Below are 13,132 nucleotides of genomic sequence, written 5' to 3'. Positions count from 1 at the left end.
TGAGCGGTCCAATTAAAACACAAGAAAAATCTTCCGCAGACTTAATTATAGACAATGGTGAAAAACTAAAAAAACTAAAAGGCAACATTCTAGTAATAAATACGACCAACCAACAAATGGTCGATTTTCTTCAACTTCTTGAAAAAGGGAAAGGGAACAAGCTAAAATCCATTACTTTTATTTCAAATGAAGTAGAAGAAGCCCGGGAATTTTTTAAAAATCAATTTACCATTATTAAAGCAGGTGGTGGATTAGTCGTTAAAGACGGAAAATACCTTATGATTTTCCGATTGAAGAAATGGGACTTGCCAAAAGGGAAATTGGAAAAAGGAGAAAGCGAACCAGCAGGAGCCCTTCGTGAGGTTGAAGAGGAGTGCAATGTTAGCGTATCTAATGAGTACGAAATTTGCAACACCTGGCATACCTACATTAGAAACCACAAACGAATTTTAAAAAAGACTGTTTGGTATAAAATGAGTTGTTTGGATGATACCCAAATGGCCCCTCAATTAGAAGAAGATATTGAAGCTGTACGCTGGATGGACTTAGCTGAGGTAAAAGAAGCCCTAAAAAACACCTACCCTTCCATCAAAAGGGTGTTCAAAAAATTTGATCAAAGAGAAAAAGAAATTCAAGAATTATCGATACATAATTAAAAGAAAAAGTAATAATGGCCATTAAAGATATCAAATATGACGCCTTTAATGGCCATCTAATTTTTGGATCTCAACTAAAATATAAGTCAAAAATTTATTCAGCAGAATGAAGCAATTTATTCATTACTAATTATTCATTGCTCATTGTTACAATTTATAAGGCAAAAAAGCACTAACATCTTCTCCATACCGATGTACCTCACGGATAATTGTGGAACTAATATAGGCATAGGCTGGAGAAGTTATCAAAAAAACACTCTCCAAATCTCCCACCAACTGTTTATTAAACTGAGCAATACTATTTTCATACTCAAAGTCTGTAGTATTTCTTAGTCCACGTAGGAGATATCTGGCCCCGTGATTTTCTGCTAAATTTGCTGTCAACTCATCATAAGCAATGACACTTATATGAGGATAATCTTTAAAAGTTTCCTCAATATATTGCATCATTGTATCCAAGTCGAAATAACGTTTTTTCTTAGAATTATGACCAAGCCCTATTATGATCTCATCAAACAATTTTAGTCCACGAATAACAATATCTTCGTGCCCTTTGGTGAAGGGATCAAAGGAGCCGGGGAAAATGGCAATTTTTTTCATAAATATTTGTCATAATTGATTTAGAGCTTCATAAAATTGTACTTAGCTCTAGAATCGGATCAGAAGATCAATTAAAAACCAAAATAAGTATAAAAAACAAAATTAGGAACCAAATCTGAATGCTTTAGAAAAATAACTTCAATGAACCTTCTCAGGTTTTAAAGTCTAGCATCTCATGGGGCTATAAAACTTAAGTTGAAAAGGGAATGGTATTCCTGATCTTCAAGTTCATCAAAGACCAGACCTAATTTTAGAGAAGGGGTTCTCTCACCAAATGAGAGATTATCAAAATAGTTATTCAATAAAATAAATAAAGGAGACTGCTCCTTCACATTTCCCCAAAGCATCACTTCTGCAACATTGGTGGCAAGATCAAGTTCTTGCATCGTCAAAAGAATGTACTTCAAGGCCTTTTCTTTTGTGGGTACAATAAATTGATTATAAAACTGCAACCTACCTTCACCCACAACCACTAGATGAAGGATACCCCCTTCCTTGAAAATCGACAGAAAGTTCTTTTTGGAATTTTCAACCGCATGTTTTAAACATGCTTCAATCAAAATAATACTCTGATGAAAGAATTGCACTTTTAAATTAGGATAGAGGGATTTCACCCAATCGTATAAAAGAGAATTAATGGCATACACCCCTACCACATCATTTGATAATCCATGATAAAAGAGCAATTTGTCCTGTTCAGGGTCAATAGGACAAGACCATTTAAGATAATCATTTAAAGCAGAAGAATCGAAAAGCGTAGAGGGTATAAGGGCAAACTTTGGTGTATCAACAGAAAGCCTGACCGAATTCCAGAACCCTGCTGTTAAAAAAGAATGTTGTTCAAAAATCTCCAGGAGATGTACAAACAGTTCTTTTTCGTCTTGAAAACGATCAAACCGATAGTCTTCCAAAAATAAGCAGCGGTTTTCACTTTTATCAGTGACACAACATAAAAAGTATTCCGGGCTTACCTGAATAGACAAAGAATATTGATGAAGTTTATCAATTGTAAACCGCTCATCTTTAATGCTATGTTTGGGTTCAATTCTCACCTAAAACATTTGCTGGTACAAAAAAATGGTGATCACAACAATAGGAAAAACACCCTCCCTATCACTGTGATCACCCCTAAATTTTTCTATTGTGGAAAAAAGACTTATTCCCAGTTACCTGTAGTTGTTACTTCAGTCATTGAACCAAACCGAAGCGGCTTTCTGTTTCGAATATCATTCGATTCTTTCCTTGCCGGATCAGCCGGGTCAGTATCTACTACCTCTACTACTGCTACATCACGTCCTGATTTTTGAATAGTACCGGCGGAAATAGAAAACTTCTTATCACTTTGAGGAATTCTATCCAAAGTAGCAACATTAAACCTAGGATATTCGGATGGTTTAAATACAGAATCCATTACATTTACCACCCCTAAGGTATCCACATGAGTAATTACACTATCAGCACCATAATCTAATGTAATGATCTCCTCTTTTTTCTGAATGTTGTAAATAATACCACCGGTAATAAATGCTTTTAGGGTATCCCAGCTATCCGTATATTGTCCATTAACTGAACGGTAAGTTATTTCCGCTGTACGAATTATCTTTAATTTCTCAATGACAGCCTTCTCCGAACGTTCTATTCTCGCCTTTTCATCAATGTCATGCTTAACACTGGAATATAAAAACCATAACAATCCGACTGCAATTAGCGAAAAAACTACAGTTAAAACTTTGGTTAAATTCATCTTAAAAAACTTTTTTGTTGCAATTATAAAGATTTTATAGCCTAAAAAACAATTTATTCACTCCCAATTTTTATGTTTTGACTTGCAGTTTATAAAAACTACCCGGTTTTAGAAGCTCTTTAGGATGTTTACATGCATTGAATACTCCATGCATTTGTACCCCTTGTTCACTTTTAATTTCATCCCAACTTAAAAAACTAACCTCAGAGATAATTTGCTCATTTGATGAAAATTCAGGATCCTCCCCTCTCATCAAATTTCCCCCTACCACTTCAACTTCAAAAAAAAGCTCAACGGCATGTAAAGGTGGCCCAAGGTATTCATGAACAAAAAGAAATTTCTTAATCTCAATATCTAGACCAGTCTCCTCCCTAAACTCCCGAATTAAATTTTCCTCGGCTGAACTTCCGAATTCCATTCCTCCTCCGGGAGGACACCAAAAATATCCCTTAGATGTCAGTTTTAGGTGTTTTACCATTAACACCTCATTGTTGTGGAAACAAATCCCACAAACCCGCACCCTAAGTTGATCACTATAATTATTTAGGGTAAAAATTTCAGTTTTGTCCATTTAAAAGTTTCCCCGAATTCCAAATATAATGCAATCCAGAGCATATTTGAAATTTGTAGAAAGAAATTTCCAAAATTAGTGCCAAAAATTGACCACCTTCTCTAAAACTTTGCACCTTGCTTTCTTCATTGAAAAATGAAAAACTTAAATATTATCTTTTAGCTCTTGAATTATCAATTCCTAATTGGTAATTCTCAATAAACCTGAGATTTTGTTAGACTCTAAGCAGGTGCTATATTTGCTTTTTGCCAAGATAGTAACGCAAAGGTATTGAGAAAATTATCAGAGCTAATAAGAAAGGTATTTCCCCACCAACCCACTCAGGGACAGGTAGAGCTTTTCTCCAAGTGGGACGTTTTTTTCCAAGGAAAACCTGAAAATCGTCCGGCATTCGTGCTCAAAGGTTATGCCGGAACAGGAAAAACTTCAGTTATCAGTGCATTAGTTCAGGTTTTACCTTTGCTAAAATATCGGACTGTGTTATTAGCTCCCACCGGAAGGGCCGCCAAAGTAATGACCACTTACTCTGGTAAAAAAGCATTCACCATCCATAAAAAAATTTACAAGCAAGTTTCTGATGCAGATTCTGGGCAATTGGTTTTTAGAAAACAAAAGAATTTGCATACCAATACACTTTTCATCGTGGATGAAGCCTCCATGATTTCGGACGAATCTGAATTTGGAACTTCCAGCCTACTAGCTGACTTGGTAAGTTTTGTTTTTGAAGGAAATGGAAATAAATTGATGTTTATTGGAGACAGTGCTCAGTTACCTCCTGTTTTCCAAAAAGAAAGCATTGCACTTTATGTGGACCATTTATCGCAAAATTATCTTCTAACAGTCACTTCCATAGAATTAAAGGAAGTGATGAGACAGCAAATTAACTCCGGAATACTCCACAATGCAACCCAACTAAGAACACAACTGGAAAAAGACAATTTTCGAATAAGATTTATAATTTCTGATTATAAAGATATTTTTCGGATGAATGGCGAAAAACTAGAGGATGGATTAAGATACGCTTATGATAAATACGGAATAGATAATACCATAATTATTTGCCGATCAAATAAAACTGCAGTACAATACAACCATTTTGTCCGAAATAGAATATTTTTTAGGGAGGAAGAAATCGATGCAGGAGATTTTTTAATGATCGTACGCAATAATTATCATGTACTACCTGAAGATTCGCCAGCAGGATTTTTGGCGAACGGAGATTTTGCAGAAGTGCTTCGGATAATCAATATTGAAGAACTTTATGGTTACCGATTTGCCACCCTAGAGCTTCGACTTCCGGATTTTCCCGAACAAAAACCTTTTGAAGCCAAAGTTTTTTTGGATACTCTTCATTCTCCAACTCCTTCTTTAAGTATGGAAGAATATAAAAAATTATATCATGCAGTACGTGAAGACATAGAACAAAATTTTCACACAAAAAAAGAAAGAGAAAAAGCCCTACGAAAAGACCATTATTTAAATGCCTTGCAAATAAAGTACGCCTATGCTCTTACCTGTCATAAATCTCAAGGTGGCCAATGGAAGGCAGTTTTCGTTGACCAAGGGTACTTAACTGAAGAAATGCAAGACAAAGAATACCTACGATGGTTATATACAGCTACTACACGAGCTAGCCAAGAATTATTTTTAATGAATTTCCACGAACGTTTTTTTGCTGAAGAAGTATAATAAAATAATGAATACTAAATAATTGAATTTATATTTTGTAATAATTTGGAGAGAACTGGAGAAAAAATAAAATTTACCATTCTTGATTAAAATAATACACTAAAACAGAGAGCAAAAAAAGCAATCTTCAAGAATGTAATTCAGGAAAACTTACCTTCATTTATATGTTCTCAACAATTTAGGTTTTGAAAAAAAAGCATCAATTTTATAGGTTGTCTAATATTTTACTTTCAAAACCGAAAAAAAGTAATTAAACTAAAACTAAAGTTAGAAAATGAGAAAGTTATTTGTTTTGGTTTTAGGCCTCTTCTTAGTAACCCAGGTTATAGCCCAGGAAGAGCAAAAAGAAGAAGATGGTCCTAAAATAGCCTTTAAAGACAGTAAACACGATTTTGGGGATATTCACCAAGGAGATGTGGTAGAGTATACGTTCAAATTTGCGAATGAAGGAAATGAACCCCTGGTTTTAAGCAACGTGACCACAAGTTGCGGGTGTACAGCTACCAATTGGCCAAGAGATCCTATAGCTCCGGGAGATGGTGGGGAAATCACCGTTCAATTTAATAGTGCTGGCAAAATGGGGACACAAAATAAGTTTATCACAGTGGTATCTAATGCTACCAATTCCAGGGCTAGAGTGAGTATAAAATCAAATGTCCTCCCCCCAAAAAGGAAGTAATAATATATAAACCAAAGAAATTGCAGACGTCTCTTTTCCAATTGATGGGTAAGAGACGTTTTTCATTTAAAGGCTTCTATAAATAGCCATGATGGTGAAAATCCAACCCATAATCAGCAACAGACCACCAATTGGAGTAACTGCTCCCCATTTACCTATACCACTTAAACAGAGGATATATAAAGACCCTGAAAATATCAGAATTCCTCCCATCATACTGTAAGAGGCATAGGTTAACCATTTATGCTCCAGATGAAACATAAGCAGACCTATTAGCAATAAAGCAAGAGAATGATAAAACTGATACTTTACTCCCGTTTCAAAAACTTCTAACTTTCCGGAAGCTTCTAATGAAGCTTTCAGAGCGTGCGCCCCAAATGCTCCAATCATAACAGCCAAACCTCCGGCCAGGGCTCCAATGATAAGGGTTAACTTTTGCATTTAATTATTTTTTTGGGTGAGAGCTTGTCTTAATTTCTTATTTTTAATCGAAAACGATCTTTTTGGGAACCTATCCAAACACTTCTTAAAATTATGAATGAAAATTAAGTAGAAGAAACTACGATTCACAGATTATCAAAAAACAAATTCCTCAAGAGGAAAAAACTAAAAATACGACCCATTATTGATAATTTCTTGCCCCGAATATAGCACTTCCTACTCTTATCATAGTACTACCTTCCTCAATTGCTATTTGATAGTCCCCGCTCATTCCCATAGAAAGCTCTTTCATACAAAAATTAGGGAGATCCCCCTGTACTTTTGAGTCTTCAAAAATATTTTTCAAATTACGAAATTCTTTTCTAACCTGGTCCTGATCAGCAGTATTGGTGGCCATACCCATTAATCCAATTACTTTTATATTTTTCATCCCCTTAAAATCTTCGGATTTCAGGAGTTCCTCTAATTCTTCCCTTGACAGTCCAAATTTTGTTTCCTCTTGTGCAATATGAATTTGCAAAAGGCAATTGATAATTCTCTGGTTTTTCTGTCCCTGTTTATTGATTTCCTTCAGAAGACGGAGGCTATCTACCGCATGAATCAAAGAAACAAAGGGGGCTATATATTTAACTTTATTTCGCTGCAAATGACCGATCATGTGCCATTCAATATCATCCGCAAGGTGAACATGCTTGTCCGTTAGTTCCTGTACTTTATTTTCTCCAAATCGGCGGATACCTGCTTCATAAGCCTCTCGAATCATCTCAACAGGCTTTGTTTTACTTACCGCAATTAATTTACAGGATGTACCTTCTAATTGAGATTGGAAATCCCTAAGTTTTTCTTTAATACTCATCAAACTATTACTGAAAAAATATTCGAATTGACGCAAATTATCCCATCTTCTTTCCTCAAGAAAAATGGTATTTTTCGAATGAATAATAAATTCTATCAGTTCCCCCTAATCTTGCAAAAGATTATTAATAAAACTTGATTTTAGCAGCAGCCAGAACAAAAATAATACAACTGCCCAATGCAAATAGGCTGTATAAAAATCGGTAGTATCCTTAAATCGGGTTTCTTTTATTTCAGCCTTTTCCATTTTATCTATTGAAGCAAATACCTCTTGAAGGGCCTGATTATTAGAAACCCTAAAAAACCTTCCCTCTCCAATCTTAGCGATTTCACGAAGAGTAGTCTCATCCAAGGTATTTTCCACATAGCGGGTGGTTCCAAAAAAAGTCTTCCCAAAAGGTACTCTTCCTTCCTTCCCAATTCCAATGGTATAAATCCTGATGCCGTAAGCATGAGCCAACTTAGCAGCAGTAAGTGGATCAATATTTCCCATATTGTTATCCCCATCACTCATCAGAATCATAACTTTTGACTTAGAATCTGAATCTCGCATGCGGTTTGTTGCCACTGCTAGTGCACTTCCAATAGCCGTCCCTCCTTTATCAATCATATTAAAATCAATTTCATCAATATAATTATAAAGTAAGTCGTAATCGGTAGTCAAGGGAGAAAGAGAAAAGGCTTCACCTGAAAAGACCACCATTCCAATCCTATCTTGAAAACGTCCGGAAATAAATTCATGAGCTACGGTTTTGGCAGCCTCAAGTCGATTGGGTTTAAAATCTTCAATTTCCATAGACGTAGAAATATCCAAAACCAGCATGATATCAATACCCTCAGTCCATTGCTCAACTTCCTCATTATTTTTTTGTGGTCTGGCTAAGGCAATAGTTATCAAAGCAATACTTAAAGCCATTATCACCTCGGGAACAAATCTTAATAAAGCAGTCCGGTTAATCTTTAAATGTTTTTGCTCCAAAGCCACATCATAGGTTTGGTTAAACCGCAAACCAATTAACCAACGAACAATAAAAAACAGGGGAATCAGCCATAGAAGATATAACCAATTGGGGTTTTCCCATGAGTAATTTTGAAATGTGGAAGGAAAGAACCATTTAAGGCTCAACCATGAAAGTCCATCTCCTGTCGACTCAAGCATTTATGATCTCCTCCTTTCTTTGGTGGTACTTTTGGCTTGTAAAATCTTTTAGTTGACCAAAACTTATATGTAAATTTTCATCTTTATGACGACTATAAATACTTCTATCAATTGCTTTTAATGGTTCCGATAACAAATCATTGGATTCCATATGGATAATTTCCTTAGTAGTATTTTTTGTATAGGGCCGTTTTTCCAACTTCTCCATATAAAGCTTCCAATATTTTAATCCTCCTTCTGACAATTCCGCTCCCGGTTCCTGGCGCAATTCCTCAATTTTTTCATCAAACTCCCTGACAAATAATTGGTAGGCCTTATTCAACCGATAAATCTTTAAGGATTTTCTTATCTTTTTTCCAAAAATAATTAGAATCAAAAGAGCAAGGAATACAACTACCCCTAATCCAATAAATAAATACGGATAATTAAATTGCTTCGTTACTGGCCTGTAAATAGTTTTCTCCTTGAAAACCAAGGAATCTGGAAGTTGTGCCACCTCTCCTTTAAAAACTACAGAATCTACATTAGAGTAAATGTCCATACTATCTTTACCCGACAGCATAAAGACGGGCAATGATAAATATTGAATGGAATCGACTTCAAAAGTACTCAAATAGTAAACCGCACTGTCATAGCTGTATTTTTCACCCGATTTAGTAGGAAAATACTCCTTCTTTGAAAATTCAAAAGGGGCAAAATCAAAAGTGGAGTCCGGAAATACCACCTGTTGATCCTTGGGATAGCGGAAGGTCAGTGAAAAAGATTGAATCTCCCCCACCCTAATACTATCTGTCAAAAAATGTCCTTCTGGCCTTTTCAAAAACTGCCCATAAAGATTTGACAAGACTAGAAAAATATAAAGAAAGCTCAATAACAACCGTTTACGCATGCACACTCTTTCCTTTCGATTTATTACGAATTTTAAAAAGTTTAATAAGTTTGGGAACATAATCTTCCTCCGTGTCAATATCCACATAATTCGCTTGAAGGGAGCGACAAAACTGATCCAAAGCAATACTGTTTTGCATATACATCTGTCCATATTGCTTTTGATACGCCTCAGAAGAGGTATTAACCCACAGTGTTTTACCGCTTTCCTTATCCAACACAGGAATTATGCCTAGTTTTGGAAGTTGAGTTTCACGCCGGTCTGAGAGGTGAATAATGACCACGTCATGTTTGCGAATCAAGGCTTTTAGAGGCTGCTCATAATCCTTATCGATAAAATCAGAAATCAAAAATACGACGCTACGCTTTTTAATCAACTTTAAAGCTGTTTGAATAGACCGCCTTATTGAAGTCTTTTTCGATTTCGATTTTAACTCAAAAAGGTTCTTCAACAAATATGCAGCATGCCTGTGCCCTTTACCAGAACGCAAATACATTTCCAGTTGATCAGAAAAACCGATAACGCCTACTTGGCTGGACTCCTTCAAAGCCGATAAAGCCAAAACCCCACAAATCTCTCTTCCTACATCTATTTTCTGCTTATTAGGGGCCCCAATCTCCTGGGAGGCACTTACATCCAAAATAAAATAAATGGATTGTTCTCTTTCCTCCTTATAAGTCTTTACAAAGGTTCCATGCCCCTTGGCAGTAACTTTCCAGTCTATGGAACGTACATCATCACCGTACTGGTAACTCCTGACATCGTCAAACTCCAATCCCGATCCCTTAAAAACGGAGCGAAAATTGCCATGACGATGAGAGTTAATAGCTTTTCGAATTCTTATTTCGTAATTTCGAAGCTTTTTAATGAGCTCCTTCATAGGGTTTCATTTTTTACGGCTTTAAATTTAGAACATATTTAAGTAATTTTCACCCGTGAAAAAGTTTTTTTTGATTTTATCCTTAGGCTTAGCATTTTCCTGCGACACAAAAAAAAGTGTCCCTCTAAGCCCCAAACCAGACAGTTTGCTAAGTGAGGAGCAAATGATTTCTTTCCTAGTTGATGTACAAATACTTGAAGGCAAGATAAAGGCGTTAAATTTAAAAAGAGATTCGGCAGAGGTTTTATTTACCTATTACGAAAAAGAACTGTACAAAGAACACGGCTTTAGTGATTCTGTCTACCTTAAAAGTTATCGTTACTACCTGGAAAACACAGAAGAAATGGCTGATATTTACCAAGCAGTTTATGATAGCCTGGAACTTAGAAACAAAGCTTTTGAAGAAAAATTAAAAAAGAAAAAGGAAGAAAAGAAAAAGGAAGAAAAGAAAAAGGAGGATTAGAAGTAGGAATTTGTAACTCTTTACCGATTGATACTGATTGGTAAAAGTTAATTTAAAACTTACCTAATTCATTAAGGTGAGAATTCAATCGACAGAAAATTACTGAGAATAGAAAAATTAGTTTGAGTGATTTTCTTGGGCCCTTAATTATTTAAATAATATAGATATTTATAAACTGATTCTCCGATTACTAATAAACTTGTAATTATTAATTCTTACAAATTAAAAAGAAAGCCCCGATACCTAACGGAGGCTTTTTGGTTTTTTAGAGACGAGAACTGCAAACATTAGCATGTTATACCCCAAAAATATAGAAAAAAAGATTGGCTTTGATAAGGTACGTCAATTAGTAAAAGAAGAATGCGTTAGCCCTTTAGGGATAACTTTTGTGGAAAAAATGCGCTTTTCGGATGCCTTTCCTATAATTGAAAAGCTATGCCGACAAACCGAGGAGTTTAGACAAATCCTCTTAAGTCAGGATCCTTTCCCAGCCAGCGGATACCTGGATGTAAATAAAAGCCTGGAAAAAGCCAGAATTGAAGGCGCCTTCTTAGATGAGGATGAGTTTCATCAACTTAAGCAATCATTACAAACCATTTTTAAATGTTTGTCCTTTTTTGACAAGGATGAAAGAAGTAAGGCCTATCCTCTTTTAAAAGAACTTGGGGGAATGGTGCATTTGGACAAAAACATTTTAAACGCTATAGAGGGAAAAATTGATGAAAAAGGGAAACTTAGAAACAATGCCAGTAATGAGCTTCAGCAGATCAGGCAAAAATTATTAAGCGAGCAAAGAAGGTTAAGAATTGTACTAGATAGAATCCTACGTGATGCCCAAGGAAAGGGTTTTACTCCAGATGATATCTCATTAACCATTCGTAGTGGCCGAATGGTTATTCCGGTACTGGCCGAACATAAACGAAAAATAAAAGGGTTTATTCATGACGAATCCGCAACCGGACAGACCGTATACCTGGAGCCAACCGAAGTACTGGAAATTAATAATGAAATCAGAGATTTAGAGTATAGGGAAAAGCGGGAAATAATCCGAATCTTAACTGAATTAACAAATCAGCTTAGACCTAACCTTCCCTTTCTAAAAAAGGCTTATCAATTTTTAGGGTTAATAGATTTTATTCGCGCAAAAGCCAAGTTTGCTCTAAAAATCGATGGTTCCTTACCACACTTAGAAAAAACCCAATTAATTGATTGGCACCATGCCAAACATCCTTTACTTTTCTTATCTCATCAAGCTCAAGGAAAACCTGTTGTTCCTTTAAACATCACTTTAAATCACCAACAACGTATTGTGCTTATATCAGGTCCAAATGCTGGTGGAAAATCTGTGACCCTGAAAACCGTAGCTCTTTTGCAATACATGTTGCAATCAGGTCTTTTAATACCGGTTCATGAACATTCCAAAGCAGGAGTCTTTAAACACCTTTTTATCGATATTGGAGACGAGCAATCTATAGAAAATGACTTGAGTACATATAGCTCGCATTTAACCAATATGAAATACTTCTACAATTTTGCCGATAAAAAAACACTATTTTTTATTGATGAATTTGGAACTGGTACCGAACCTCAATTTGGGGGAGCACTTGCAGAAGCCATGCTCAATGATTTAAATAAAAAGAAAACATTCGGGGTAATTACTACCCACTATGCTAACCTCAAAAAATTTGCAGATAAAACCCAAGGCCTTTCCAATGCTTCCATGCGCTTTGACCTCGACAAACTTGAGTCCATGTATGAATTAGAAATTGGCAAAGCAGGAAGTTCTTATGCTTTGGAAATTGCCCGGAAAATTGGGTTACCACATGAAATCATTAAAAATGCGAAAGGTAAGGTAGGGAGTGATCATGTGAGTTATGATAAGCTTTTGGGACAACTGGAACGAGAAAGAAAAAAGTACGCTGATTTGAATAAAAATATTTCCAGAAAGGATAACGAATTGGAAAAATCAGTTAAAGAATACCAGGAACTCAAAGAATACCTGGAAATGGAACGAAGGAAGGTGTTGAACAAAGCAAAAACAGAAGCCAAACATTTGCTAAAAGAGGCTAACCGAGAAATTGAAAATACTATCCGTGAAATCCGTGAAAAAAAGGCTGAAAAGGAACAAACCAAAAAGATCCGAGAAAACCTTGAAAAACTGGAGAAAAGCGTAAAAACAGAACATATTCCGGAAAGTAGGGAGGAAATAAAAGTAATTGAAGGAGAAATCCACCTTGGCGACTTGGTTAGAATTAAAGGGCAAGAAACCGTAGGAGAAATAGTTAACTTAAAAGGTAAGGATGCTGAAATTACCATCGGCCAATTAACTTCTAAAGTAAAGCTAAACCGCTTGGAAAGAATTTCCAGAAAGACATACCGAAAGGTTGTTCAAGAAGTAGAAAAACCGGCCGCCATGAAAGGCTACAATGTCAACCATAAAATGAGTGAATTCTCTACCAATTTAGATCTAAGAGGAAAAAGGGCGGAAGAAGCACTCGGTATTCTC

General features: G+C 35.7%; 14 protein-coding genes. 5 read left to right on the top strand and 9 right to left on the bottom strand.

What is annotated here, in order from left to right:
• Positions 1 to 656: NUDIX hydrolase (locus E1171_RS18135; protein WP_155207474.1), on the top strand; the 656-nt coding region annotated here is incomplete at its 5' end.
• A gap of 147 nt (positions 657 to 803) precedes the next feature.
• Here E1171_RS18135 and coaD read toward each other — a convergent pair.
• From coaD to E1171_RS18115, 4 genes are all read right to left on the bottom strand, one after another.
• On the bottom strand, positions 804 to 1,256 hold the full coding sequence (gene coaD, locus E1171_RS18130) for a pantetheine-phosphate adenylyltransferase (protein ID WP_155207473.1): 453 nt from the start codon (positions 1,254 to 1,256) through the stop codon (positions 804 to 806).
• A 173-nt stretch (positions 1,257 to 1,429) separates the two neighbouring features.
• Positions 1,430 to 2,308 (bottom strand): DUF3822 family protein, encoded by an 879-nt coding sequence (locus E1171_RS18125; RefSeq protein ID WP_155207472.1) that lies wholly within the window; start codon positions 2,306 to 2,308, stop codon positions 1,430 to 1,432.
• A 104-nt stretch (positions 2,309 to 2,412) separates the two neighbouring features.
• The gene (locus tag E1171_RS18120; RefSeq protein WP_155207471.1) at positions 2,413 to 3,000 is read right to left on the bottom strand and encodes a hypothetical protein; all 588 of its coding nucleotides are present in this window, start codon (positions 2,998 to 3,000) and stop codon (positions 2,413 to 2,415) included.
• 70 nt (positions 3,001 to 3,070) lie between these two features.
• Positions 3,071 to 3,571 carry an NUDIX domain-containing protein gene (locus E1171_RS18115; RefSeq protein WP_155207470.1) on the bottom strand — a complete coding sequence of 167 codons (501 nt, stop codon included), beginning with the start codon at positions 3,569 to 3,571 and terminating at the stop codon, positions 3,071 to 3,073.
• Positions 3,572 to 3,841: 270 nt separating this feature from the next.
• Here E1171_RS18115 and E1171_RS18110 point away from each other — a divergent pair, with 270 nt between their 5' ends.
• Positions 3,842 to 5,260, top strand: coding sequence for an ATP-dependent DNA helicase (locus E1171_RS18110; protein ID WP_155207469.1), 1,419 nt, complete (start codon positions 3,842 to 3,844; stop codon positions 5,258 to 5,260).
• Between the two features lie 274 nt (positions 5,261 to 5,534).
• On the top strand, positions 5,535 to 5,939 hold the full coding sequence (locus E1171_RS18105) for a DUF1573 domain-containing protein (RefSeq protein ID WP_155207468.1): 405 nt from the start codon (positions 5,535 to 5,537) through the stop codon (positions 5,937 to 5,939).
• A gap of 66 nt (positions 5,940 to 6,005) precedes the next feature.
• Here E1171_RS18105 and E1171_RS18100 read toward each other — a convergent pair whose 3' ends face one another.
• The 5 genes from E1171_RS18100 to E1171_RS18080 all read right to left on the bottom strand — a co-directional run bounded on the left by E1171_RS18100 (position 6,006) and on the right by E1171_RS18080 (position 10,163).
• On the bottom strand, positions 6,006 to 6,380 hold the full coding sequence (locus E1171_RS18100) for a DUF423 domain-containing protein (RefSeq protein WP_155207467.1): 375 nt from the start codon (positions 6,378 to 6,380) through the stop codon (positions 6,006 to 6,008).
• 181 nt (positions 6,381 to 6,561) lie between these two features.
• Positions 6,562 to 7,236: a YggS family pyridoxal phosphate-dependent enzyme gene (locus tag E1171_RS18095; RefSeq protein WP_155207466.1), complete on the bottom strand. Its 675-nt coding sequence runs from the start codon at positions 7,234 to 7,236 to the stop codon at positions 6,562 to 6,564.
• Between the two features lie 105 nt (positions 7,237 to 7,341).
• Entirely contained in the window at positions 7,342 to 8,394 is a 1,053-nt protein-coding gene (locus E1171_RS18090; RefSeq protein WP_155207465.1) for a vWA domain-containing protein, read from the bottom strand.
• The gene (locus E1171_RS18085) at positions 8,387 to 9,283 is read right to left on the bottom strand and encodes a hypothetical protein (protein WP_155207464.1); all 897 of its coding nucleotides are present in this window, start codon (positions 9,281 to 9,283) and stop codon (positions 8,387 to 8,389) included. The genes E1171_RS18090 and E1171_RS18085 overlap by 8 nt, the downstream gene beginning before the upstream one ends.
• Entirely contained in the window at positions 9,276 to 10,163 is an 888-nt protein-coding gene (locus E1171_RS18080; RefSeq protein ID WP_155207463.1) for a DUF58 domain-containing protein, read from the bottom strand. The genes E1171_RS18085 and E1171_RS18080 overlap by 8 nt, the downstream gene beginning before the upstream one ends.
• 55 nt (positions 10,164 to 10,218) lie before the next feature.
• Between E1171_RS18080 and E1171_RS18075 the strand changes: the two genes are divergently transcribed.
• Both E1171_RS18075 and E1171_RS18070 read left to right on the top strand, forming a co-directional pair.
• Positions 10,219 to 10,626: a DUF4296 domain-containing protein gene (locus E1171_RS18075; RefSeq protein WP_155207462.1), complete on the top strand. Its 408-nt coding sequence runs from the start codon at positions 10,219 to 10,221 to the stop codon at positions 10,624 to 10,626.
• Positions 10,627 to 10,918: 292 nt separating this feature from the next.
• The coding region (locus E1171_RS18070) for an endonuclease MutS2 (protein ID WP_155207461.1) at positions 10,919 to 13,132 on the top strand (2,214 nt) is incomplete at its 3' end.

Origin of the sequence: Xanthovirga aplysinae (genome assembly GCF_009711365.1) — a bacterium.
Classification (GTDB): Bacteria; Bacteroidota; Bacteroidia; order Cytophagales; family Cyclobacteriaceae; genus Xanthovirga; species Xanthovirga aplysinae.
This window is presented reverse-complemented; position numbering and strand designations above follow the sequence as displayed.

Excerpts from the sequence above, each read along its gene's own strand:
- E1171_RS18105 (WP_155207468.1), top strand. The coding sequence starts at position 5,535 with ATGAGAAAGTTATTTGTTTTGGTTTTAGGCCTCTTCTTAGTAACCCAG.
- E1171_RS18120 (WP_155207471.1), bottom strand. The coding sequence starts at position 3,000 with ATGAATTTAACCAAAGTTTTAACTGTAGTTTTTTCGCTAATTGCAGTC.
- coaD (WP_155207473.1), bottom strand. The coding sequence starts at position 1,256 with ATGAAAAAAATTGCCATTTTCCCCGGCTCCTTTGATCCCTTCACCAAA.
- E1171_RS18100 (WP_155207467.1), bottom strand. The coding sequence starts at position 6,380 with ATGCAAAAGTTAACCCTTATCATTGGAGCCCTGGCCGGAGGTTTGGCT.
- E1171_RS18095 (WP_155207466.1), bottom strand. The coding sequence starts at position 7,236 with ATGAGTATTAAAGAAAAACTTAGGGATTTCCAATCTCAATTAGAAGGT.
- E1171_RS18115 (WP_155207470.1), bottom strand. The coding sequence starts at position 3,571 with ATGGACAAAACTGAAATTTTTACCCTAAATAATTATAGTGATCAACTT.
- E1171_RS18085 (WP_155207464.1), bottom strand. The coding sequence starts at position 9,283 with ATGCGTAAACGGTTGTTATTGAGCTTTCTTTATATTTTTCTAGTCTTG.
- E1171_RS18080 (WP_155207463.1), bottom strand. The coding sequence starts at position 10,163 with ATGAAGGAGCTCATTAAAAAGCTTCGAAATTACGAAATAAGAATTCGA.
- E1171_RS18090 (WP_155207465.1), bottom strand. The coding sequence starts at position 8,394 with ATGCTTGAGTCGACAGGAGATGGACTTTCATGGTTGAGCCTTAAATGG.